The sequence below is a fragment of the Nocardiopsis coralliicola genome (assembly GCF_054779695.1).
This window is the reverse complement of the sequence record NZ_BAAGXT010000002.1, coordinates 85,940-108,882: the sequence shown is the minus strand read 5'-3', so window position 1 is coordinate 108,882 and position 22,943 is coordinate 85,940. Positions and strand designations below refer to the sequence as shown.

Below are 22,943 nucleotides of genomic sequence, written 5' to 3'. Positions count from 1 at the left end.
GAGCGCATGGCCACCCGATTCCATACCCACCACATCGAGATCCGCGGCGACGTCGTGGTCAAGCGCTACAGCGACTGGAGCCGGGGCGAACCGCAGCGGGAGTGGACCGCACTGGAAGTGCTGAATCAGCACGCCCCTGGTCTGGCACCGCGTCCGCTCCACGCGGACCTGGACCACGCACCGCCCGTGATCACGATGAGCCGCCTGCCGGGCCGGGTCATGCGCGGCGAAGGGGCCACCCGTGAACAGGTCGCCGCAATTGCCCGCGCGTTGAACCGCCTCCACCAAATCCCCACTGAGGCCGTGGCCGCACTCGCTCCGGCCCCGTGGGGGCCACACGCCGCCGTAGCCAAGGTCCGCCGGTTCATCGCTGCCCATCCCGACCTCGGCGGCGACCCGCTCGTCCAGAAGGCCCACGAGCAAGGGGCTGAGTGGATGGCCACCGGCGCCCCCGACCGCCTGCTGGAAAACGCCTTCCCCCCGGTCTTGGGTTTGGCTGACGGCAACCACGCCAACCTTCTCTGGGACGGGCAAGAGGAATGCGTCCGGCTGATCGACTGGGAGGATTCCGGGCGCAATGACCGCGCATTCGAACTCGGCGAGCTGATCGAACACATCTCCTCCCTCGACGGTGACCTAGACGGCGAAGCACTGCTGTCCTACATCGACCTCACGTCTGAAGAGAAGATGCGGGTGCGCGAGTTTCGACGTCTGGTCGCACTGTGCTGGCTTCTGCAGCTGGGCCCCGGTGGCTCGGCCACGCCGCACAATCCCCCCGGAACTGCGCAGCGCATTGCCGCTCGGGTCACCGACTTGTTTACCTAGAACGGGGCTGCGCCGGTCCGACCCACCGAGTCCCGGGTAAGCAAATAAGGCTCCTCCGAGAAATGAATGTCGCCGATCTCGCCCGCCAGATCCTGGAGTTGGACCAGCACATCACGGGCACCGAGTCCCAGATCCGCGAGATCTTCCCCGCGCGGGAGGCCGCGCGGATCATCGAGTCGGTGCCCGGGTTCGGCGCCGTCCTGGAGGCGGAGTTCATCGCCGCGGCCGGCGACCTGGCCGCCCACGCCGACGCTGGTCACCTGGCCTCGGCGGCCGGACTGGTGCCGGTGACACGGGACGACCAGCCGCACCGGCAACCTGCACCGACCCGTGCTCTGAGGCGGAGTTCTTCATGTCCGCGCTGTCCTCGATCCGCACCGAGGGGCCCAACCGGGAGTTCTACCAGCGCAAGCAGGGTGAGGGGCTCAAGCACGTCCAGGCGGTGATCGCTCTGGCCAGGTGGGAGGGCGAGTGTGGTGTGGGCGCTGCTGCGGGGCGGCAGGGTCTTCACCCCCACCCCACCAGCCCCGCTGGCGGATTGACAGCATCATTGAGACTCCTAGGTCGCGTGCTCCACCAGTCCGTGCGACTCCACGACCCCCAGCTCCGCACCCGCCGCCGTGACGAGGGGATCGAGTTCCCCGCCGCTGCCGTCACTGGCCTCCCAGGTCACCGACCACACCACCCCGACCTCCACAGGGAAGCCGCCGCGCTCGGCGGCGGTGGTGTAGGTATGGCCGCACTCCGGCGAGGACGCGGCAGGGTCATCACGCGCCGGGTCATAGGCCCGACCAGGCCCCTCGCACTCGACCACCGCGCCATCACCCATCTCCCACGACGCCGACTCCGGCGTGGCCGTCACCGACACCGAACCGCCCGGCACCTCAGCTTCGGCCGTCTCCGGCTGCCAAGTCTCCTCATCGATCCACAACCACACCGGCACCCGCACCAACACCGGACTCCCCTGATCGGGAGACGTCGCGATCCCGGGATCAGGCAACGCCAGCGCATCCCGCGCCTCATCAGCAACCGCAGCCGGGTCAAACGCAGGCTCGCCATCGCCAGCCTCCGGATCCGCGGCTTCGGCAACGGAAGTCGTGCACTCCTGCCCATTGCCCTCGCCCGAACAGACCGTGCCGGCCATCGCTCCGCCCGACGTCGATGCCGATCCGGAGGCACTGCCATCGGGACGCGGTGCCCCTTCAGAACTCCCCTCACGCCCGGGCGCCCCCTCCCCGGACTCCGCACCAACGCCGCATCCGGGCCCAGTGCCATCCGAACCGCAGTCCGCCTCTCCCCAAAAGTAATCAGGATCAGCTATGGCAATGGCGGGAATTGCCATGGCGATAGCAGCCGCGATAGCAATAGCGGCCACCCTATGTCGGCCTCTTAGCATGACCCCGGCTCATAACCACGCATCTCCGAGATCCGCCATTTCAACCCGTCAAAGGAGGCAGTGGCCTCGACACGGCGGAGCAGCGGACCCTCGGGTTCTTCCTCCACCAGCTCACCGGTCTCCGCATCTTCTCGAAGCCACGAACTGGAGTCCATACAGTCCTCAATCTGGGCGGTGTCGCCCTCGATCGCGCTTACTTCGGCGTCATGCTCAGGAGCCCCGCGCGAGACCACGTGCTCTCCTGCTTCGGCGCCCAGCCCGTGTTCGGCCAGCTCGGCCGCTTGCCCTTCGGCATACTCATCGAGCTGGGAATAGTCAGGGTCGGTGGTACGCGAGTTGTCCACAATCACGTCCCACAGGCCCATGTAGGCGTCGAGCGCCTGTTCCTCCGGCGACGGCGGAGGCGATGGCGACGCGGAAGTGGGTGTCGCTTCAGGAGACGTGGACCCGGACGGGTCCGACGCCCCGCCCGTGCAACCTGTCGCCATCGCGGCCAGAACCACGGCCGCACCGCCGGCGCGCATCCACATTGCGCTCTCCACCACCCTCTGAGTGAACGAGTGGCTCCTGAACGTAATTGAAACGCGCGGGACATCAAAGAGCCCAAGGGCCCCGTTGAAGCCTTGTGTCACCTCAAGGCAAGAGAGTCATGAAATTATCGACGATTAATTCGCGTAATTCCGCTTCCCTTCCACGCCTGCTTGAAATGGATACTGAATACGCTGCCCGTCGCCCTGATTCGTCAACCTCGCCGTCATCTACTTGGGCTGCGCTCGCCGATAACGTCACCGAACACGTTGAACGATGCCCGAGCATACAGCTTCCGGATCGCACAAATCCGGGAGAACGACATCAGCACCGGCGGCAGCAAGCGTCTCAGCGGAGGTGGTTCCGGAAGCAATAGCGATGACCGAGGCGCCACCTTCTCTACCTGTAGTGACGTCTTCCAGCGAGTCGCCGATGATGACGGTATTCGTTCGATCGAAGATGTCCCCGGTTGCGTCCGAGGCGCGGGCTTGAGCGACGGCTACCAAAGCGGGCCGGTGGGGGTCGTCGGAGGAGTAACCGCCCACTGCGCTGTCGACGAAGCCGTCAAGTTCGAAGGCGCGCAGTTTCAGCTCGGCTGAGGGCTGGAGGTTTCCGGTCACGACGGTGGCGGTCACGCCCGGCATCGCCTGGACAGCGGCCAGGGCCGCATGGGCGCCGGGGAGTACGAACCCATGGGCACGCATATGGTCAAAGTGGTCGGCCTGGAGGCGCGGGATGTCGCGGATCGCGATCTCAGTGAACCGGTCGGCCTCAGCAATGCCGTTGGTGGCGAACAGTTCCTTCACCGCGAGCGGCACGGTGCGGCCCGTGCCTTTGGCCGGGAGCCGCTCCGGGGGCCGACCGACCAGGTCGGTGAAGACTTCCCGGTAGACCAGGCGGTCAGTCTCCCCCGCGTAGAGCAGCGTCCGGGCGATGTCCCACAGCACCAGCACAGGCGTGGTCACGTGCCCCTCCTGATCTCGGCGGACCGTTCACGGACGTCGTCGACCATGCTCCCAACCCGAGCGGCAATACCTGGACACGATCCCCCGCTCGCTGGACGAAGCCGCCCGGGTGGACGGGGCGACCCACGCCTAGACCTTCTTCCGGGGTCTGCTGCCGCTGCTGGCCCCGACCCTTGCCGTCAATGAGCTGCTCAGTTTCGTCGCTATGATCACTGATGTGATCTCAGCGAGCTAACTGGAGTAACTCCGCGGGTACCGGAGCCGAGACGCGGACGAGGAGTCTCTTAGTCATCAGCGATCTCTTCGGTGATCCAATCCTGAGGCACGAGCGCCCGACCGTTGCTGCGCCTCCAACGTGCCTCGACTGAGCTACGGAAGGGCTCGTCGTCCAGGTCAGCGTGCTCCATCACGACTACCTGGAAGTCACCGTCAAGGGACTCAACCGTGCTCTGAATGGTTTTGTAGAGGTTGAGCAGAGCGGTTCTGTCGGGGCCGGCCAAGGCGGTGCTGTCTGGAGCATCTTCGGGGAAATAGACCTGGGAAGGCTGGTCGAGGATGAGGAAGCGAGGCACTGGACTGCCCTGCTCGGAGAACCATTCGTGCATGCTAAGGAGGGTGGCGACGTGGTAGCCGAGCCAGTTCTCGCCGCCTCCCATGTCGGCCAGGCGGACCGGGCCGCGGGCGGTATCTGCGACGACGGTCAATCCTCGCGAGTCGAGCCGGATGGGCGACTCCTTGTGTTCAAGGTCCAAGGCGACAGCCTTTTCCTTGATCTTCGTATTGATCCGGGAGACGAAGCTGTTGAGTCGATCATCTCGCGCTCCGCCTCCGATCACCTCCTCGAGTTCTGCGATCTTCGCTCTAATTTCTTCGCGCCGGTCCACGACCTGAGGTCTTTGGAGATGGCGGCCGGCTGTTTCCAGGAAAAGGCTGATGCGACCTTGGACAAGAACTGCCCGCCGCAAGTCGTCCGCCTGGCCTTGCGTTGCGCGCTGGCCGGAAATCAACGTATCGATCTGCTCCTGATTACGGCCTAGAGCACTTCGGATGTCCTGGAGGGTGTCTTCTTCCGCTGAGATGAGGGCGTTGATTTCGGGGGTGTCGCTGCCAATGACGGTCATGTCGGCGTCGAGGCGGTTGAGGTCCCGGCTAATGACCTCCGCAATCTGGCTCAACTGCGGCTGATGGCTGTCACACACTGGGCAACGCGGCTCCTGGTCTGCCGTGTTGGCTGGTGCGAAGAGGTTGAGTGTGGCCAGACGGGCATGCTGCTCCGCCGCCTGGTCAAGGAATTCATTGTTCTCCTGAGCGGCGCGCTTCAGGCCGGCGACGCGTGCGCGAGCCTGTCCGTGCCGTTCACGCAGGCCTCGACGCTGCTCAACGAGGGCGGAGACAGGATCATCTCCGGCGTCAGGCATCTGCGTGGGGGCACTCTCGGCGATGGCTTGGCGGAGATGATCCAACGCCCTCTCTTCTGTCATCCTCTCCCGGGTCGGTGGCAGCAGGCCTGCCTCGACGGCTTCGGTGACCAGGGCCAGTGCTTGCCCGGAGGCTGGTGACAGGCTGCCGGCGGCGGCTAGCGCCGCCTCCACCTCGGCGAGTTCCTGGCGCAGCAGACGCAGACGGCTCTCCAGCAACGCCTGCTCGGGATCGACGGCACCAAGGAAGTAGGGAATCATCGCCCGGATCGTCGCCGGCAAGAACTCCTCGCCTTGCGAGTGGAACAGCAGGTCCGGGTTGGCGACCTCGTTCTGCTTCTGCAAACAGAAGAAGAGCGCATGGCGCACCGACGGCGCGATTGGGGTAGCGCTGCGCACGGCCGGAATGCGCACCGTCCGGTCGATCCCGGCGAACTCCGACAGGATGTCCTTAGCGATGTCGAGAGGGGTGGAGAAGCTCAGCTCTGTCCGCTGAGGAGGCGGTGCACCAAGTGCTTGAGAAACGACGCACATCGTGGTCGCCGTTGCCGCCTTTCCGGCCGGGGCCGGCCGCGCGATGAACAATTGCTGCTGGCCCTTCACCAGAGTGACGGCAAAGACCTGCACGAAGTTGCGCAACGCCGCGCCTTTAATGACGTAGTCCTTGCTGGCTAGGCAGTAGTCGACGATGTTGAGCAGAGCGCTCTTCCCGCGCCGTGAGTCGCCAGTGATGATGTTGAGATTACCGACCCTAAAGGGAACGGTGCGGATTAGGGCATCTTCGTTATAGATGGAAATAGCGCTGATCTGGAACGTCACGGACGGACTCCTAGCAATGTCATGACGGTGCTGAGGCTGCCCGCGCTGGGGAGCCAGCGCCCCAAAAGGTATGCCGCTTTCTGGATGGCCTGGATCTCGTCCGTGGCGCCGTTGATCTTTTTAGTGAGCCGACCTGGAGCCACCGTGAGCTTTCCTGCCTCATCGACGTGTACGGCGTCGCTCTGCAGTGCCAGGAGAAGCCCTGGACGCACCACCGCGGCCAAGGCGGTGGCGTTCTGTGACATGGTCACCTTGACAGCCTTATTCTCCTCCAGCCATCGAGTCAGTCCACTGTTGACGGATTTCGGCAGGGTACTGCGCACAGCCGGTTGCAGGGCCATCACAGCGGACAAGACAGCTACCGTGATCGGGCACGGCTGGTTGTACTGAAACTCATGGCCCTGGACGGCGCGGCAGGTGACGAGCGCGGTAAACGGGGGATTGTACAGGGCGCGTTCTTCTCGGCTGAATTGAGTGAGAGGGTTCACGCCTTCGTCGCTCCTGCTGGCTCCAGTACGGCCATGAGCCGTGTCATGAAATCAATGTGCCAGCCCACCTGCAGGCCATCAGCTAGGATGTGGAAGGAGCCCTTGGAGACGAACGGTTCGTCGCATCCGACGCGAATACGTGGACGTGCCTCGCGCGTTGCCCACCGATAGATCTCCTTGGCAGCCGCTACCTTCTCCGCTTCCGTCGATTCCGCGTCGAGGCTGTCTTCCATCTCCGCGAAGAGGTCCTGCCATTCCTCGACGAGGCGGCGCTCGTACTTGCTGATCTCGCCGGGCAACAGCAAATTGTCGTACGACCACCGGGAGCGCTGGGTGAAGGCGCGGATGTAGTCGCGCACGGCGATCTCGACCCTGGCCTTTCCGATGTCGATCAGGCCCATTTGCCGGACGAAGACCATGCTTGCGTAGTCCGACGGATCCGGCCGGAGGACAGCGATGTCCTCATCGATGGGCAGATTCTCCGGCCGGAACTGATTGCGCAGGTCGGTGAACACGTGGTCGAACTCGCCCCCCGTGATCGCGTCCATCTCGTCCGTGCGCAACTGCCGGATCGTGCGCTGATAGAACCAGCCTTCCAGGCGCTGCAGGAAGGGCTGGGCATATTCATGTCCTACAGCGGAGACCACTCGCTCCATCAGCAGCTTTTCCACCTCATCGACATCTGGGGCGTTGCCGATGACCTGTATTCGGGCGAGCATGGCCTGCCGCTCACCCTCCGAGAGGTTGTCGAAGGCTTCGTATGCCTTTTGGTTTTCCTTGCTGGTGGAGGCTTGCCGAGCAGCTTCCAGCGCTTTGAGCCCGCGGATCTCGTCTCTGACCCCCGAGGCGACGGGCTGCAGCAGGTATCCAGCCGAATCGGGAGTCAGGTCGGCGGTGGTCAGGAGGAAGAGGCCCGTCTCGTCCAGATCAAGCAGCTTGTTGGTGACACTATGAGCCCAGATTCGCAGGGTTTTCCACAGGTCCGTGCTGTAATCCGACATTGTGACGCTAGCGGCTCGATGCTTGAGCTGGTAAAGGATCCGGCCACCTTCGACGACTTCTTCTACGTCGTCGCCCGCTTCGATGGCAATGGACCAATCAAGTCCGCGGCCGTGCTGGTCGACGCAGAAATGAAGGGCCTTGCGGAGCTGGTACACGTACCCAACTGCGGACGCCGATGCTTCGAACGGAGCTGTTGTACCCGCCATCTTCCCTCCAGCCTGACCACCCTGGCGCATGCCTCACTGATCTTTACATGGCACGCATATCCCCTGGAACCCTTTCGCCAAGAGGGCAGGTGGATCCGCACGCTCCACCAGCAGAAGCCGCCTCGACCCGAGGTCTGTACAACCCGCTCAAGGGGCGCCCCGCGGTGTGCAGCACGTCCTCGCCGCTGCTCGCCCACAACCCTCAGGTCCGATTTGCCAAAGCCCGCCACGCGCCACGGCCTGAAAGAAGTCGAGCCGGTTCCGGGGCCAAAAGCGTTCGGCGCGCTGCCGCAGCTCTGCAGACGCGGCTATGTCCCCAGATCCATCCCGACTTTGGCTCAGTCCCGCTGATCGAGAAGGCACTCGGCTCTCGCGAGATCCTCGGGAGTGCCTACCGCCACACCATCGTCCAGGACGGAGGCCAGACCATCCGCACGGCGTGGCCGTGTTCGACGAAGAGCAGCGTCTCTACCCGCCAAGTCACGGCGGCGAGGGCGTCTCTCACCGCCAGGTGAAGCACCTGCGCCAAACGCCCCCGGGACAACTTGAGGGGGCATCGCTCTCCCCCTGTCCGGCTTCGGCCAGCGAAGACTTCTGCCGACGCGGGACCACTCCTGCAAGATCTGGCCACAGCCAGGACTGGACTTCACGGTTAAGGACTTAGGAGCGCGCCGGACGGCGCAGATCCTCTTCGCCAGAGGTGGGCCAGGACCGTGCCATTGACCTTGATCGTCACGGCCAAAGTGCTACGCCCCACAGCGAAGCCTTACCCCAATCATGCACCAACTTCGTTAGGAGAGCGCGAGCTGGGCGAGGGAAGGGGCGATCGCCAGTAGGGAGGGGGTCATGGCGAGGGGTGCTCGCACGCTCGACGGGATACCGCGAACCAGGTCTTTTTGCCTCCGGCAAGGGAGTCGCTGCCGCATCGGCCGTTCGAAAAGGAGCTGATTAGGGGCAGACCTCGCCCGCACTCTTCCAGCCGTGTCGATTCCACCATGCTTTGGCCCGCCTCGCCGATGCTGGACGGCGTCGTGCACGGCAGCGCGGGCAACGCCGGAGAGGCGTCGAACATCTCGACGACGGCGATCTGGCCGGCGCACCAGATCCGTAGCCCATAAGGGGGTGCGGCGTGCCGGAGACTGTTGGTCGCCAGCTCGCTGACCATCAGCTCGGCGACGTCGATCTCGTCGGCCGCGACCTCCATGCTGTCGAGCGCGCAGCGAGTCAGAGTGCGTGCTCGCTGGGCGATGCTGGGACCACTAGGAACGTGCCAGGCACACGCATGCTCGATCATCGGATTCACTCCCACCACGGCGTTGTCCACCGGTCGTGGTTCGATTCTTCGTCCGTGCTGTCCAGCATGACTCCGTGGTTTTCGGAACGCAATAGATGTGCTGCGTAAAAATTACGAAGAGGAAGTATGGCAGGATGGAACACGGACGTGTCGAGCGCACCCGGAGGAGAACGACGTGAGCGACGACGCCCCATCTCTGCGCCAGCGCTGGCTGGGCGAGCGACTCGGCCAGCTACGGCACGACGTCGCGATGTCCCTCGCCCAAGCCGCTACGGCCACCGAGCGATCCACCGCCTCGCTCAGCCGCATCGAGAACGGCTTGGTCGCCCTTCGGCCACGTGACGTACGCCCGATCCTGGACGCCTACAGGGTGACCGACACCGACCTGCGCGAGACCATCATCGCGGTGGCCGGGGAGATCCAGACCGAGCGGCGCGGCTGGTGGGTCGACCACCACGACCACGTTTCGCCCGGCTACCTCGACCTGCTCCGGCTCGAAGGCACGGCTACCGCGATCGGGGTCTATGCCACCGGAGTCATCCACGGCCTGCTCCAGCACCCCGACTACGCCCGTGCCGCCGTGGCCGCCACCGGAGACTTCCCCTCGGAGCAAGCGCTGGAGGACTTCCTCGCGCTACGTACCCAGCGTCAGAAGATCCTGACCCGCGAGGACGACGCGGTGCCGCTGCACGCCGTGCTGCACGAGAGCCTGCTGCACCAACCTCTGGGCGGCACCAAGGTCTTCCAGCGCCAGCTGGACCACCTGCTGGAATGCGCCAATCGATCGACCATCACCGTGCAGGTTCTACCCATGGGCGCCGAGCACCCGGCCCTGGCCGGCGCGTTCACCCTGCTGTCTCTGGCCCGCCTCGACGTGGTCCACGTCGAACTGATGACCAGTGACGTCTACGTCGAGGACGCAGCAGGCGTCGCCCGCTACCGGGAGGCATTCTCCACCCTGGCCTCCCTCGCGCACGGGCCCGACGACTCCGCGGCGCTGATCGCTGAGACAATCAACCCCGCCCCCTGACCACGCACCACCGGTCGAGAGAGAACACGTGCAGCACACCGCGCACCCCCTGTGGCGCAAGAGCAGCTACAGCACCGCACAAAGCTCCTGCGTTGAAGTCGCCGACCTCCCCGCCGGCCACCATGCCATCCGCGACTCTAAGAACCCCCACCTGGCGGCTTTGGCATTCCCAACCCGCGAGTGGCAGGCGTTCCTCAACCACGTCACGACCAACGACCCCACTTATCGCGTTATCTGACCCGGAACTGGAGTGTGGCCCAGTTCGTCGTTCAGAACCCGTTCGCTATCCCGGGAAGCGTCTAGGAGATCGCGCCGGTCTTCAGCGGTGAGAGCGCCTTTATTGAATCCTGCTACATCAATGCATGCCTGAAGCTTCGCCGCAGTTGCGGTGTCGATCTGGGCTTGGCATGTGTGGGCGAGGACGTCGTGGGCGAGGGAGGCATCTTCGGCGTCTAGCGCGGCGCGCACCACGGTCTTGATGATGTGGTGGGTTTCGGGAAATCCGGTGGCGAGGTCGATGACGCACAGGCCAAGCCGGATGTGGAAGACCGGGTGCTCGCGAATCGTCTCCTCGACCTGAACGTAGCGGTCCAGCATCTCGTCGATCGCCGGAGTGGCGTCTTGGTTGGAACGGAAGAGGCAGGGCACGCGCAAGGTGGAGGCGATCGCCTGTTCCCACTGGGTGGGGGTGTGGGAGTCGTCGAGGAGCTGGAGCGCGTGGTCGGGGCCGCCGGCGGCGCTGTGGGCGAGTACGGCGGCCTGGCGTCCGTCGAAGAGGCGCTGCCCGATCGCGTTGCGCCGTTGGGCATGCTCCAGTGCCTGTGGCCAGTGGCCGGTCTGGGTCAGGGCTCGCGTGCCGTCGCTGAGAACGGTCGTCCAGAGCCACTGAATGATCGTGCGGTGGTCGTCTGGGGTGGCGGTGAGGTCGGAAAAGTCGACCGGGATATCGGCGATGACGGTGCTGGTGCGGGCTCTCGCCGCGGCGAGTAGGTGCTCGAAGTGGCGGTGCGCGGCCTCGCCTTCGCCGTCGCGGATCAGGAGTCGCGCGAGGTTGATGAGTGGTTGGAGGGCGAGCTTGGCGGTGTCGGCGTCGTAGCCTGCGCCGTTGAGGAGAATGCCGGCTTGGCGTGCGCATAGCTCGCGTGCGAGGTCGGGAAGCCCGCAGTCGCTCGCGGTCAGCGCGGCGAGGTTGTGGGCCTGCGCTGCGTACAGAAGTCGCTGGTCGCTGTCGCCGTCCTGGCGCGCACTGTCGACGCGGGTGCGGATCTGTTGCAGGCGCGTGGTCAGGGGCGGGCAGGGCGGTTTGCCGCGTGGCACTAGGGGGTGGCGGCGGGCCACCTGTTCGCAGACATCGGGCAAGGGCGAGCTGGTGGCGGAGTGGGGCGTTGGGTGGTTCATGGGGGGTGTCTCTGTTCCCTGCCCGACGCCGCGGGCGCCGGGGGCCGTGTCTCACCAGGTGATGGTCACCGTGGTGTCGGGCCTGGTGACGCGCGCCCCGTTTCGCGCCCCGTCGTCCGACGCGCCCGTGGGGTGGGCGGTGATGGTGGGTTGCGTGGGACCCTCTTTGCGCCAGCGGCGCAGTAGCTCCTCGGTGCGCGCGGTGAGCGCTGGGCTGTTGGGGCCGTGGGCGATGATGCCGAGTTCGTCGGTGGTCTCGGTGATCGGACGCAGCCTCAGGTAGGCGAGGGTGCCCGCGCCGTCGTGGAGCGTGGCGCCGCCCCAGCGCAGCGTGGGCGCCACTTCCGCGCGCCTGCGTGCCTCGGCGCCGAGGGCGAGGCGGGCGAAGTGGGGCGCGGTGGTGGTGGCCAGCCAGAGGTCGAGGTGTTCGACCTGTTCGGTGTCGTCGATGGTGATGCCGGTCCATTCAGCGTGGGCCGGGTACGTCAGCGCTCGCCCCAAGACGTGGAGGTCCTGGTTCTCGTCGGGCGCGAGGTTGAGGGTGATGTCCTCGGCCAGCGCGAGGGCCTCTCCGGAGGAATGCGCACTGCCGCGCAGCGGGACGAAGCCGCACACCAGTGTTGAGACACCGTCCATGTGGTCGGGTGCGGTGCGGTCAAGAGCGATGCTGCGGGTCAGGCCGCTGCCGTGCAGACCCAGCGGCACGACCATGCGCCCGGTGGGGGCGAGCTGGTCCCACCACGCGGCGGGAATGTCCCAGGCGCCGGCCGTGACGATGACCCGGTCGTAGGGCGCGGAGTCGGGGTGGCCGGCCGCGCCGTCGCCGCTGATGACCTCAACGTCCGGGTAGCCGGCCGCCTGCAGCGCGGCCCGGGCGCCCTCAGCGAGGTCGTGGTCGATCTCGATGCTGGTGACCTGACCCTGTTCACCCACGAGCTCGCGCAGCAAGGCGGCGTTGATGCCGGTGGCGGTGCCGATCTCCAGCACGCGGTGCCCCGGGCGCACGTCGAGCTGTTCCAGCATGGCCGCGACCATGTTCGGATGCGAGGCCGAGGACAGCGCATGGCCGTCCTCGGCGTGCTTGGTCACCACCACCTGCGGGGCGTAGGCGGTCTCGGGATCCACCTGGGGCAGGAACACATGCCGCGGCACGCGCGCGAAGGCGTTCTCCACGGCCGGGGTGTGGAAGGTGCCGCGGTTGCGAATGGCGGCGACCAGTTCCGCACGGAGCTGCTGGGTCGTGGTGGTGTCGTGGGCGGTGTTCACTGGGCTCACCTTAGTGGGATCGTGTTGGCCTGACCTGCTGAATCGTGGAAGCACCGGTGCAGGTCTTCGGTGGAAGACGGCGCCGGCGGCGGCCTGGGCCATGAGTGCTTGGCGCGGGGTGGGGATGCCGGCTCGGTTCCAGGCGAACAGGATGTGGTGGGCCAGGGTGGCGCGCAGCCCGCGCGTCAGAGTGCCGGTGCGGGCCAGGCCAGCGAGAGCGGCGCCCGCCTCGTGGAAGGCACCGATCCAGCGGGACGCGTCCTCAGAGGCTGTGTGGGCGGTCGCGAGACGGTGGACGTGGTCGATCTCGATGCCGCTCGGCGCCCTGGAGGGTGTGCGGTGGGCGGCAACGCGGGCCCAAATGTCGCCGCGTTCGTAGAAATCCCGCTCGGCGCCGCGCAGGAGCGCGCCGGCCACTAGCAGGCCCCGCTCGTTGCGATGGCGGTCTCCGTTGCGGCGCAGATGGTCGAGGAGTTCGCGGCTGTCGACGGGGAACAGGGCGTGGCCGACAGCCATGCCGTTCGGCCCGCCGAAGGCGTGGGTCTCGGGCTCATAGATCGTCCAGGCCCAGTGGTCGATGGCGTCGTGGACGGCCAGCTCGCGCAACAGCTCATCGATACGGGAACGGGTCGTGCTGCGCTGGGGCTGGTAGCGCAGGTGCCAGCAGGTGGCCTTGCGGGTGAACCACCACCGGGTGAGCCACCCGTCGTCTTCGGCCTGGCACAGCGCGGGGGCGAGACGGGTGATGGCGGCCTGCTCTGCGGCGTGCCAGGAGTCGAACCACAGGCTCACCTGGTCCCACGCTCCGCCCGCGAGCGGCAGCGTCGTGGTGTTCATGGGCGGCTCGCCTCCCCTCCGGCGATGAGCAGGCAGGTTTCCCATCCACCCGAGCCCGTGGCGATGCGGTGCAGCGTGGCGGCGATGCCCGCCCGGCCTTCGATCAGCCCGGGCCCCAGGGACGGGGCATTGTGGGTGACCTCGCGCAGGAGCGAGTCCACAAGGAGGGGGAGGTAGTCGGCCAGGGGGCGAAGCCGGCGTCGGCGGCGGCGTGCCAGGTCGTGGCGAGCACGCCCGCCCATCCGTGGCACACCGGCGGATCGACCAGTTGCGCAGTCTGGGCGGGGTCGCTCAGGCAGCGGTACAGGGTGGTCTCGGCGTGTTCCTGGCGATGAGGGTCGCCGAGGGCGAGTCCGGCGAGCTGAAGGGCGCGGGTGATGCCGGGGGTGCCGTAGCACCAGGACGGTCGTCGGGGACCGGCCTGCTCCACGACACCACTCTGAAGTTCGTGGAGGGTGAGGTGTTCGGGCCACCAGCTCCCGGTGGGACCGTTCTGGCGCCAGCGTTCCAGCCAGGTGGCGATCGTGTCGATCGCCTCCGCCTAGCCGTCGACGGCGATGCCGGCGCGCGCGCAGTGCGCGAGCAGTGCGAGTGGTCCGGCGATTCCGTGGGCCATGCCGAGGTTGGCGTGACCGTCCTCAACACGGTTCACACGCTGTCCGGCGGAGGATTCGCGGCTCCACCAGCCCGGCAGGGCGCCCTCTGCCGCGTGGGGTGCGGGACGAGGGGTGGTGAGGCGAACCAGATAGTCCAGCACCGCACGCAGTTCGGGAGCCTGGGGTGAACGGTGCAGCAGATAGGCGCCAAGTCCGCTCGGGCCGCGCACCGAGTCGAACTCACTCAACGAGGGGCACAGCCCTGAGTCGAAGCGCCTGTGGGCGATTTCCAGCCGCTTTGCCACCATCCGCAGCACAGCCCGGTGGAGATGGTCCTGATGGCGCTGCCCCGGCGTGCGGTGGCGAACAGACGCTCCATCTCCGGCTTGCGGGATGCCTCGTCCTGGTCAGCGACGGCGCTTCCGCTCGCGGCAGCGCCCCATCAGGCACGGGCCCGCCCCCGCGAACGCGGCTGCTGCGCTGACCTGGCTGGAAGAACAGATGGCCGGCGGCGCCACATCCGCAGCACCACCGGCCCTCGCCTGGGTGTTAACCGGGGCCCGGACGTCCCCGGCCTCAGCCGGGAGATCATCCGGTTGCCCTCGGACCTTCTTCAGGCGCGCGCCTTCGGGGCCCGTCAGGCGTTGAGGCGGGACAGCGCGGTCTCTAAGCGCTGACACACCTTGTCGCGGCCGCCCCTGGGATTGCCCCCTACCTGGTTCGAAGGCGGCCGGGTCAGGCCGGACCCACGGAACAGCAGGGTAGGGGGCGTATCGCCGATCCAACCGGCCCTGACGAGCGCATGGTCCACCCTCGAGCCGCCCTCCGCAGAAGAACGGTCACCCACAGGCGATACAAAGAAGGGGTCGCCAGCCTCCTCACGTCTTGGAAGGTCCACCATGCCCCGAACCTTCTGCGTCTACGTCGGTAAAGACTCCACCGGAAACTTCACCATCGGCCGTTCTCAGCAAATCTGGGGCTGGAAGCCCGAGGCGCTCAAAAAGAAAGTCAGCGGAACAAGAGCCGAGGACACCGCCGCCTCGATGCAGCCGGGCGACACCCTCCTCTTCGGCTATTCCGTCCACCTAGGCCCCCGGGTGCCAAAAGGCGGTCTAGCCAACGCCGTGTTCGCCACGGCCGTGGCCACCACTATCACCGAGCCCCTGTACGAATCGTCCACCCCGGTGTGGCCTGATGCCGTCTACGATAAGCGCGTGCGGTTCTCCCTGGTCGAGGAGAAGGATCATGTCCACGCCTCAGAATTCGGCCCGGAGATCGCTGAAGCCCTGCGCCTGTCCGGTATAGGCCAAGGCCTCCCAGTGATGATCGACCAGGCCGACGGAGAACTCACCGCGGCGCTCTCCACCCTCGACACGCTCGAGGCCGAATATACGGAGCCCGAAGAACAGGCCGCGGCCGCACAGTCCTCCCCCACAGCCTCCGGACACATCAAGCACACCGGCGCCGTTGACCAGGCCGCCCTCACCAAGGCCCGCAAAGAGCAAAAGAAACTGAGGAACGCCAAGCTCGGCGATGCCGCCATCGTCACCTGTGCCCTGTGCGGCCGGGCGCTTCCCCGGCGCATGGTGCGCACTGCCCATGTCAAGGCGCGTCGGTACTGCATCACCACCGAGTTCCTGAACTTGTCCAATGTGATGGCGGCCTGCACGTTGGGGTGCGATGAGCTGTTTGAGCACGGCCACGTCTACGTCGACGAACACGGGCTAGTGCGCACTGGGCCTGGCGCTGCGGCCACCCCGGACCTGCAGAAGGCAGCGGAGACGCTCGCCGGACGTGAGTGCGCCGCATTCGACAAGACGAACGAGGACAGTAGGGCTTTCTTCAGATTCCATCGCGAACAGGCGACCGGAACCTAACCCTAACGGCAGGCCAATCCGCACTCCTGCTTCCGAGAGGAGTCCTTCGTAGCGAAGCTATTCCGGACGCGCATATCCATTATCGATGCCCGCACCCCGACGCCGGATGGTCGCCGTAGCCGAGGATGCGCGCTCCCGACCTCGCTGCCGGACACTCACTCCCCTCGCGTTCCCCCGCGGAGTCGCGCTGATTGCCGCTTTCGCTGACCATCTCCGGCGCGAACCCGCACGGCAACCAGGCATTACAGCCCCTGGCACGGTCGATAGCAGCCGGTGCGACGCGCGGAGAACGCCGACGGCCAGACGCGCAAGCTCCAGCCGACACAGGTTACGACTACGACCAGCTGCTCCAATGACTCCGCACGCGCGGGTCCGAGACGCCGAGGACTCCATCGACGAGTTGGGAGCCGAACGACCAGTCGCCCGCCCTGGAGTATCACGTGAAAGGTGTCGGCATCACGCACGAGCACACGCGACAACAGCGGTGCGACTTGTTGTGGGAACAGCCGAGCCAGGCCATAAACAGAGGGGCCCCTCGCTCCACTTCCGAACCTCGGCAAGGTCTCGCCGAACTCGCAACAGCCCGGCTCAGCCGACCGGTCCCTTCGACCGCACCCGCGCTCAAGCACTGCTCACCGCCCAGTGGGTCACCGCAGACCGGCGCCGCGCCGCCTGACCCGAACCGCCCCCGCTCGCCCTGGGCGCCGCCTACGGTGTCCGCATGCGAGACGACGACCAGCCCCGCGGCGCGGTGGCCATCATCGCCAACGCCCGCGGCGACCTCCTTCTGCACTTGCGCGACGACATCCCCCATATCGCCTGGCCCGGCCACTGGTCGGTGCTGGGCGGCGGATGCGACCCCGGCGAGACCCCGCTCCAAGCGATCGCGCGTGAACTCGACGAAGAGGCCGGCCTGGCCGTCAAGGACCTGGCCGAGCTGTTCGAAGTCCCCGACGTCCACGGGTCCGGGCAGCTCATCACCGTCTTCACCGGGACATGGGAAGGCGAGGCTGCCGCCCTGCCCCTGGCCGAGGGCACCAAGCTCGACTGGATCAACCCCGACCTTCTCGACACCCTGCTGATCCCGCCATTCATCCGCAACGCCATCGACCGCTACTTGGCCGCTCGCCTCTGACCATGTTTCCTTCCGCGACGACGGACCGGAGGGAAGGACATGCGTATCAGCGTCATCGGCTGCGGCCACCTCGGAGCAGTCCACGCCGCCTGCTGCACCTACCGAGTGGGCCGAATTTCGCGACGCCGATCCGACAGTGCTCAGTAAGGCTGCACGCACGCAGCAGTTGGTCAACGGCTGAGTAAGGCTGGACCATGCCTGGTGGCGGACTGCTGGCTGGAAGGCAACTGTGATCGGCAAGGGAACCGTCTGAACCGGCCACCGCTCCGCTTTGCGCGGTGGAGAGCCAGTCCCGTGCGGCGACTACAGCTCATCCCTGGCCAGGGGATTGCGCCCACTCCCCGGAGCGAGCACCTGCAACATAGACGCCTCCGGAGAGGCGTGGACACGTGATCACGACCGACCCCATCTCCGGCCAGGGCTCACTGCAACGTGGACGCCCCCAAAGGGGCGTGGACACCCTGACGGCGACGGCTGGGACTTCGCGGCTCCGGGGGGGGCTGCAACGTGGACGCCTCCGAAGAGGCGTAGACACGTTTCCCCAGAAGTACGCACCCAATTCCGGCCTCTTGGCGAAAAACCCCGCGAGGCGACTCCACCGCAGAATGCCGTGCCTTGAAATCTGCGCAGGGCTCCTTAAGGACCTCAAGGGCTCCTCCCTGACCTGGCCGGCAGTCCGGCCAGATGCCGCACGCCCATGGTCGGGAAGCGCTACCTGCTGCCGGTGCTTGTCAGGCCGGTCCCGTGGCAGCGCGAGCGGGTCTGTCCCTCTTATGGGGGGCGGAATGTCCGGTCCGTCCGTCAGGTGAACTGGATGGTGAGTGTGGCGTTGTCTTTGACGACGTCGGCAGTCTCAGAACCATCGAGTCCCCGCGCGAGGGCGATGGTGGGCTCCCCTTCCGCGGGGTCCCACGCCGCTGCAACCGCGGCAACCTCACTGGCCAGCGCCTTCCCCTCGGGGCCGTGGCCGACCGCGCCCAACTCGAACTGTCCGTCTGCGACCTTGCGGATCTGGACGTAGGCCAGTGAACCGCAGCGCACGACGGCCGGCAGGAGCCAGCGCAGTGCCGGAGTGATCAGCCTGGATTCGACTCCTTCGGCTGAGGGCACCATGCGTCCGGTTCCGGGCACGCCGGCGGCCATGCGCATCCACAGTCCGCTGAACGGAGTTTCGCCGGTGATGATCCGGCCCGACCAGGCATCGGACCGGGGCGTGGACAGCACCCCCTCCAGGGCGGCGGCGTCGATATCGGCGTCCTGGTCGTAGAACACCTGCACCCCCTGCTCCAGTACGAGGCGCCGTTCGCCTTCTTGGCCCTGGAGGGGGATGAAGCCGCACAGGCGCGAGTCTGCGGACACCATGCGGTCGCCGTCGCGGTCGAAGGCGACGCTGCGGGTGAGGCCGCGCCACCGGAGCGGCACCACGATCCGGCCGTTTTCGGCGAGCTGCTCCCACCAGGCCGGGGGGATGTCCCACACCCCTGCGGTGGCGATGATCCGATCGAAGGGCCCGTGGCCGGGGGCGCCGTCGGCGCCGTCGCCGGTGATGACCTCGACCCGGTCGTGCCCGGTGGCGTCCAGGTGCTGGCGGGCGGCGGCGGTGACGTCGGGTTCGATGTCGACGGTCACCACCTTCCCGTCGGGCCCGACGAGTTCGTCGATCAAGGCGGCGTTGAATCCGGTGCCGGCCCCGATCTCCAGTACCGACATTCCGGGGTGCACGTCGAGCTGGGTGAGCATCATCGCCACGACGTCGGGCTGGGAGGCCGAGCTGATCGCTTCCCCGTCGCGGTAGTGGGTGTTGATGTTGGCGTTGTTGTATGCCTCGGCCGGGTCCAGGTGCGGCAGGAACAGGTGGCGAGGCACTGCGGCGAACGCCGCGCGGACCGCGGTATCGGGGCGGGTGACTTCCTCCACCAGGGCGGTGTGCAGCTGCTCAACGGACGGTGTGTCGGTGCTGTTCGTCATCGGCGCCATTCTAGGTTGGGCGGTTTATTTCCGCTGGTCAAAGTCGTATTCACTCAGGAGTAGAGCGTGGGTCCACGCCGTGGTGTCGCCCAGGACGAGCAGGTCGATGCCGGCTTGGCCCTCCATCAGATCGGCAGTCGTGGCCGGGCCGGTGAACGCTGCGGGTGGTGACAGGCCCATGCGGGTCGCGGTCAGGGCGAGTCCGGCGGTTCCGTGACAGAGCCCGGGATCGGTGAGCCGGTGGGCGTCGGTGAGCGCGCCGCGCATCGCTGCTGCGGCGCGGGCGCAGCGGGCCGAGTCGCCGAGTGCGTGTCCGGCGAGGTGCTGGGCCCAGGCGATGCCGGCGGCGCCGTAGCACCAGGAGGGCCGCGCGCTCAGCGGGCCGGGCCGGGTGGGGGTGATCAATTCCGGCCAGCGGCTGCCTTCCTGGTGAGTGTCGAACCAGTCGAGCAACCGGTGAAGCGCAGGTGTGTACCCGGATGGGGCGGTGCCGTGCAGGGTGAGGATCGCCAGCATCGCCAAAATTCCCGCCGCCCCATGGGCCAGGCCGAAGTTGGCGTGCCCGTCGGGGAAAGCCGGGTGGGCGCGGCCGGTGGGCGCCTGATGTGTCCACCAGCCCGGCTCGCCGGCGGGACCGGGGCGGGTCAGGCGCACCAGGTATTGGGCCACCGCTTCCAGGCGGCTGCTGCTGGGGTGCAGCGCGTGGAGGTAAGCGCCGAGGCCGACCAAGCCGGTGATGAGGTCGTATTCGCCCATTGCCGGAGCCTCTCCGGCGTCGAAGCGGGCGGCAGCCGCGGCGAGGCGTGCGTCGATCAGGTCGAGCACCGCTGCGTCCAGGCGCTCCGCGGCCCCGGTGTAGCCGGGATGTCCCGCGGCATGTAGCGCGAACACCACCGCCGGAGCCCCCTTGTAGAGCCCCGCGTCGACGCCGACCGAAGCGGGCGCTGATGCTATTTGTTTCGCGGAGGCGTGCGCGGTCGACCAGGGGGCGCGGCCGAGTCGCGCGGCGGCGGCCGCGGCGATCAGCCGCCCCGGTGCCCCGCGCCCGAGCGACGATTCTGCACTCATTGGTGGTCCTTGCGGTCGCGCAGGCCGAGGGCGACCGCGCGGGCGGCGCGCAGAACCGTGCGTTCACCGGCCCGGTAGGTGCCGATGATGCGGTTGTAGTGCATGTGCAGCAGCGACTCCACCACGGCATCAATCGGCAGCTGCGGCGGCAGGAGGTCACGGTAGCGGCGCAGTTGCTGGGCCAGCGGCAGCCAGCCCGCCGGCGGCTCTGCGCGGATCAGCCGGTGGGCCTCGGCGACCACCGCCCGGTCGGGCACCTCCTCGCCTGGTGCGGGCGGCCGGTCAGTGAACCACGCGCCGACCGGGGTCTGGGTGAATTCGGCGGCGATGCGCAGCATGGTCGCGGCACACACCGCCGCCGGGTCCCCCGCCGGGGCGCGCAGCTGCTCGGCGACGAGCGCGGAGTCGGCGACAAACACGCTCTCGGCCGCAGCAAGCGCGGCGCCGTCGCCGTAGCGGCCGGTTTCGGGCCGGTAGGTGTCCAGCGACAGCCCCGAGCACGCACCGTCGCGCACCAGCCCATCGACCCACCGGCCCAGCTCGACCGCGGCCGCACCGTAATCGTCGGACCCGGCGACGGCCAGGCGCAAGCGCAGGTGGTCGCTCTCGCGGTCGGACCGGTACCGGAGAAACCACAGGTCGCGTCCGAAGTCGGGCAGAGCCGCGACGATGTCGCCCAGGCGGTCCGCAGGGGCGAACACCTTGGCGGTCAGCCACCGAGTGTCGGGCCCGGCGGGAAGCTCGGCGCCCGCGGCGTCGGCATCGGCCGTAACCGCGGGGACGGGATGGGGTGCCGCGGCGCTGGTCAGGGTGGCCGCAACCTCATGCGGGCGCCCGTCCAGCCACCCGGAGTCGACCTCATCGGCGAACAGCAGCGCCTCCTCCTCGCTGGCGACATGGGTGCGCAGGACTTCGCGGTGCGCGGACTGGGACAGGTCCAGCTGCAATCGCTGGTCGCCGTGGCGCAACTCGACGCGGTCCGGCATATTCCAGTACTGCGCCCACGCGCGTAGACGTTCCGTCCATCCCCGCGCTGCAGGAATCAGGGCGTTGTTGGTGATGCGCCACCGCCGTTCGCACAGCACGATGCGTCCGCGCCGCACTCTCGGCAGGTACGGGAGCGCGCGAGCGGCGCCCCAGTCGAAGGCGAGGAAGGGTGTCTGGCCGCCACGCGGGAGGTTGACGAGGAAGCGCGCCAGCGGCGGGACCTGCTTTTCGAGGGCGAGCGCGTGGAAGGCGGCCGGCTCCACCACGGTTTCACCCCACATCAGGTACAAGCGCCCCCAGTCGGCCACCACCGACAACTGATCGAGGCCGATGGCGGTGCCGGTATCGGCGGGCGGGTAGTCGCCGACCGTGATGAAGTACCGCGCAAACTGGCGGACGCGGGCGACGTTGTCGCCGTGCGGATAGACCGGCGGGCACACCACCTGGGCAATAACCGCGCCCTCCACCGAGACCGGAAGGTTCGACAGGGCCTCGGCCACGCCCTCGCCGCCGGTACGCCCCGTGAACACGCCGGCGGCATAACCCGGCGCCACCTCCACCCGGTACCGGCCGTCCTCGACGGCGGAAAGATCAGGTGCGTGCAGCCGTGCAGTCATCTCCACGTGCGGCGGCACCCGGGTCGGATCGGTGCCCACCCGTTCCAGCGCGGCGTCGTCGAGCACGATCTCCCCGATGGTGCCGGCCTCTTGGATCAGGGCAAACAGCGCGGCGTCACGATCGGCATCGCGGTTGAGGGGCAGCTTGGGCATGGCGGAGCCTGGATAGCCATGCGGCAGCCCAAGACCGCGATCGGGATGGACGAGGTCGACCAAGGGCACGCGGGTCGCTTTGCCATAGCGTTCCAGGAACGCCGCGTGGTACTGCGCCCAAGCGGGAAACCGCTGGTAGGGAGCGAGCCGCAGAAGCGTGGTCGCGGCATCGGCGAGATCTACACCGACACCGCGCGGCAGCTGCACGTCAGCGTCCAGACGCAGATTGAGCCCAATCGGGGATCGCGGGGTGTCCGCTACCTCGCGCATCCGCGCCGCGAGTGCGCGCCGGTCCTGGACGCCGTCCGCCACCGCGAGATCGTCGGCGATGGCCTCGACCTCCGTGGCAGTCTCCTTGGCGCCCGCGGTGGCGAGCGCGCGGGCCAGGTGGGCGAGGGGTGCGGTGCAGGTCGAGGGCGGGCGCAGCCCGGTGAGGAGGATTCCGTGCTCGACCAGCCCGGCGCACAGTGCCCACGCTTTCGGCGCGGGAACGCCGAAGGCGACGGTGAGGTCGTCCACGACGTCGGTGAACCGCACGGGGGCGCGGGTCTGGTCGAGGACGCGGCGCACCGGCGCGGACAGCCCGACGGTGACGGTGTCCACCACACCTGGCAGGTGCAGGCGTTGTCCGCGCATCATGACGGTGCTGGACGCCACCACCGGCAGCTCGGCGAGCACAGCGGGGTCACCAGCCAGTAGTTCGACGGTGGCCTGCACCCACTCCCCCTCCGCCACGGCCTCAGCGGCGTGCCGAGGGCCCCAGCGCACGCGCGCGGCGCTGCCGAAGGACGCGGGCGCGGTGCCGGCCCACCAGCCGAACGGCGTCGGTCGGCGCGACCGCAGCACGTAGCGGATCAGGGACAGTGTTGCCGTGCGAACCTCGCGCGCACTGCGTCGGCCGGAGCTGATGTCGTCGAGGCGACCGGCCAGGCCCGGGGCGGCGTGGGTGACTGCGCGGCGCAGCGCCTCCTCCGGCCACACTTCAGCGATCCATGCTCGGGAGTCGTCAGTATCAGTGAGGTCGGGCCAACGGCCGGGATGCACAGGGTCAAGGACAGCGCGCAGGGCTC

Annotated in this window: 19 protein-coding genes and 1 pseudogene; 6 read left to right on the top strand and 14 right to left on the bottom strand. The window is 67.6% G+C overall.

Annotated features, from left to right (window positions below; all coding sequences use genetic code 11):
* Positions 1-6 precede the first annotated feature (6 nt).
* The gene (locus ACYVGT_RS02600; RefSeq protein WP_460854726.1) at positions 7-825 is read left to right on the top strand and encodes an aminoglycoside phosphotransferase family protein; all 819 of its coding nucleotides are present in this window, start codon (positions 7-9) and stop codon (positions 823-825) included.
* Here the strand turns inward: ACYVGT_RS02600 and ACYVGT_RS02595 are convergent.
* On the bottom strand, positions 822-1,085 hold the full coding sequence (locus ACYVGT_RS02595; RefSeq protein ID WP_460854898.1) for a hypothetical protein: 264 nt from the start codon (positions 1,083-1,085) through the stop codon (positions 822-824). The genes ACYVGT_RS02600 and ACYVGT_RS02595 overlap by 4 nt on opposite strands.
* Between ACYVGT_RS02595 and ACYVGT_RS02590 the strand changes: the two genes are divergently transcribed.
* Complete coding sequence (locus tag ACYVGT_RS02590; protein ID WP_460854890.1) at positions 1,005-1,271, top strand: transposase; 267 nt, start codon at positions 1,005-1,007, stop codon at positions 1,269-1,271. The genes ACYVGT_RS02595 and ACYVGT_RS02590 overlap by 81 nt on opposite strands.
* A gap of 113 nt (positions 1,272-1,384) precedes the next feature.
* Here ACYVGT_RS02590 and ACYVGT_RS02585 read toward each other — a convergent pair whose 3' ends face one another.
* The 7 genes from ACYVGT_RS02585 to ACYVGT_RS02555 all read right to left on the bottom strand — a co-directional run bounded on the left by ACYVGT_RS02585 (position 1,385) and on the right by ACYVGT_RS02555 (position 8,971).
* Positions 1,385-1,969, bottom strand: coding sequence for a hypothetical protein (locus ACYVGT_RS02585; protein WP_460854725.1), 585 nt, complete (start codon positions 1,967-1,969; stop codon positions 1,385-1,387).
* Between the two features lie 245 nt (positions 1,970-2,214).
* Positions 2,215-2,766 carry a hypothetical protein gene (locus ACYVGT_RS02580; protein WP_460854724.1) on the bottom strand — a complete coding sequence of 184 codons (552 nt, stop codon included), beginning with the start codon at positions 2,764-2,766 and terminating at the stop codon, positions 2,215-2,217.
* 240 nt (positions 2,767-3,006) lie between these two features.
* Positions 3,007-3,714 carry an HAD family hydrolase gene (locus tag ACYVGT_RS02575; RefSeq protein WP_460854723.1) on the bottom strand — a complete coding sequence of 236 codons (708 nt, stop codon included), beginning with the start codon at positions 3,712-3,714 and terminating at the stop codon, positions 3,007-3,009.
* 284 nt (positions 3,715-3,998) lie between these two features.
* A complete protein-coding gene (locus ACYVGT_RS02570; protein WP_460854722.1) occupies positions 3,999-5,951 on the bottom strand; it encodes a DUF3732 domain-containing protein in 1,953 nt (650 codons plus the stop codon).
* On the bottom strand, positions 5,948-6,439 hold the full coding sequence (locus ACYVGT_RS02565; RefSeq protein WP_460854721.1) for a three component ABC system middle component: 492 nt from the start codon (positions 6,437-6,439) through the stop codon (positions 5,948-5,950). Before ACYVGT_RS02565 ends, ACYVGT_RS02570 begins: the two co-directional genes overlap by 4 nt.
* Positions 6,436-7,596 carry an ABC-three component system protein gene (locus ACYVGT_RS02560; protein WP_460854720.1) on the bottom strand — a complete coding sequence of 387 codons (1,161 nt, stop codon included), beginning with the start codon at positions 7,594-7,596 and terminating at the stop codon, positions 6,436-6,438. Before ACYVGT_RS02560 ends, ACYVGT_RS02565 begins: the two co-directional genes overlap by 4 nt.
* An 895-nt stretch (positions 7,597-8,491) precedes the next feature.
* The gene (locus ACYVGT_RS02555) at positions 8,492-8,971 is read right to left on the bottom strand and encodes an ATP-binding protein (protein WP_460854719.1); all 480 of its coding nucleotides are present in this window, start codon (positions 8,969-8,971) and stop codon (positions 8,492-8,494) included.
* A gap of 145 nt (positions 8,972-9,116) precedes the next feature.
* Here ACYVGT_RS02555 and ACYVGT_RS02550 point away from each other — a divergent pair, with 145 nt between their 5' ends.
* Together ACYVGT_RS02550 and ACYVGT_RS02545 are read left to right on the top strand one after the other, a co-directional pair.
* A complete protein-coding gene (locus ACYVGT_RS02550) occupies positions 9,117-9,971 on the top strand; it encodes a helix-turn-helix domain-containing protein (protein WP_460854718.1) in 855 nt (284 codons plus the stop codon).
* Between the two features lie 28 nt (positions 9,972-9,999).
* Positions 10,000-10,209, top strand: coding sequence for a DUF397 domain-containing protein (locus ACYVGT_RS02545; RefSeq protein WP_460854717.1), 210 nt, complete (start codon positions 10,000-10,002; stop codon positions 10,207-10,209).
* Here the strand turns inward: ACYVGT_RS02545 and ACYVGT_RS02540 are convergent.
* The 3 genes and pseudogenes from ACYVGT_RS02540 to ACYVGT_RS02530 form a co-directional block, all read right to left on the bottom strand.
* Positions 10,194-11,369, bottom strand: coding sequence for a hypothetical protein (locus ACYVGT_RS02540; protein ID WP_460854716.1), 1,176 nt, complete (start codon positions 11,367-11,369; stop codon positions 10,194-10,196). The genes ACYVGT_RS02545 and ACYVGT_RS02540 overlap by 16 nt on opposite strands.
* 51 nt (positions 11,370-11,420) lie before the next feature.
* The gene (gene fxlM / locus ACYVGT_RS02535) at positions 11,421-13,472 is read right to left on the bottom strand and encodes a methyltransferase, FxLD system (protein ID WP_460854715.1); all 2,052 of its coding nucleotides are present in this window, start codon (positions 13,470-13,472) and stop codon (positions 11,421-11,423) included.
* 103 nt (positions 13,473-13,575) lie between these two features.
* A pseudogene (locus ACYVGT_RS02530) lies at positions 13,576-14,376 on the bottom strand (lanthionine synthetase C family protein).
* A gap of 591 nt (positions 14,377-14,967) precedes the next feature.
* Between ACYVGT_RS02530 and ACYVGT_RS02525 the strand changes: the two are divergent.
* Both ACYVGT_RS02525 and ACYVGT_RS02520 read left to right on the top strand, forming a co-directional pair.
* Positions 14,968-15,945: a hypothetical protein gene (locus tag ACYVGT_RS02525; RefSeq protein ID WP_460854714.1), complete on the top strand. Its 978-nt coding sequence runs from the start codon at positions 14,968-14,970 to the stop codon at positions 15,943-15,945.
* Positions 15,946-16,666: 721 nt separating this feature from the next.
* A complete protein-coding gene (locus ACYVGT_RS02520; protein ID WP_460854713.1) occupies positions 16,667-17,080 on the top strand; it encodes an NUDIX domain-containing protein in 414 nt (137 codons plus the stop codon).
* A gap of 801 nt (positions 17,081-17,881) precedes the next feature.
* Here ACYVGT_RS02520 and fxlM (ACYVGT_RS02515) read toward each other — a convergent pair.
* Genes fxlM (ACYVGT_RS02515) through ACYVGT_RS02505 form a run of 3 tightly spaced genes read right to left on the bottom strand, consistent with a single transcriptional unit; the run spans position 17,882 to position 22,854 of the window.
* The gene (fxlM, locus tag ACYVGT_RS02515; RefSeq protein WP_460854712.1) at positions 17,882-19,048 is read right to left on the bottom strand and encodes a methyltransferase, FxLD system; all 1,167 of its coding nucleotides are present in this window, start codon (positions 19,046-19,048) and stop codon (positions 17,882-17,884) included.
* Between the two features lie 24 nt (positions 19,049-19,072).
* On the bottom strand, positions 19,073-20,116 hold the full coding sequence (locus ACYVGT_RS02510; protein WP_460854711.1) for a lanthionine synthetase C family protein: 1,044 nt from the start codon (positions 20,114-20,116) through the stop codon (positions 19,073-19,075).
* Positions 20,113-22,854 (bottom strand): lantibiotic dehydratase, encoded by a 2,742-nt coding sequence (locus tag ACYVGT_RS02505; protein ID WP_460854710.1) that lies wholly within the window; start codon positions 22,852-22,854, stop codon positions 20,113-20,115. The genes ACYVGT_RS02510 and ACYVGT_RS02505 overlap by 4 nt, the downstream gene beginning before the upstream one ends.
* Positions 22,855-22,943: the final 89 nt, after the last annotated feature.

What these genes read in the sequence shown, in the direction of transcription:
- fxlM (WP_460854715.1), bottom strand. Translation starts at nt 13,472, where the DNA reads ATGAACACCACGACGCTGCCGCTCGCGGGCGGAGCGTGGGACCAGGTG.
- ACYVGT_RS02600 (WP_460854726.1), top strand. Translation starts at nt 7, where the DNA reads ATGGCCACCCGATTCCATACCCACCACATCGAGATCCGCGGCGACGTC.
- ACYVGT_RS02520 (WP_460854713.1), top strand. Translation starts at nt 16,667, where the DNA reads ATGCGAGACGACGACCAGCCCCGCGGCGCGGTGGCCATCATCGCCAAC.
- ACYVGT_RS02585 (WP_460854725.1), bottom strand. Translation starts at nt 1,969, where the DNA reads ATGGCCGGCACGGTCTGTTCGGGCGAGGGCAATGGGCAGGAGTGCACG.
- ACYVGT_RS02540 (WP_460854716.1), bottom strand. Translation starts at nt 11,369, where the DNA reads ATGAACCACCCAACGCCCCACTCCGCCACCAGCTCGCCCTTGCCCGAT.
- ACYVGT_RS02510 (WP_460854711.1), bottom strand. Translation starts at nt 20,116, where the DNA reads ATGAGTGCAGAATCGTCGCTCGGGCGCGGGGCACCGGGGCGGCTGATC.
- fxlM (WP_460854712.1), bottom strand. Translation starts at nt 19,048, where the DNA reads ATGACGAACAGCACCGACACACCGTCCGTTGAGCAGCTGCACACCGCC.
- ACYVGT_RS02525 (WP_460854714.1), top strand. Translation starts at nt 14,968, where the DNA reads ATGCCCCGAACCTTCTGCGTCTACGTCGGTAAAGACTCCACCGGAAAC.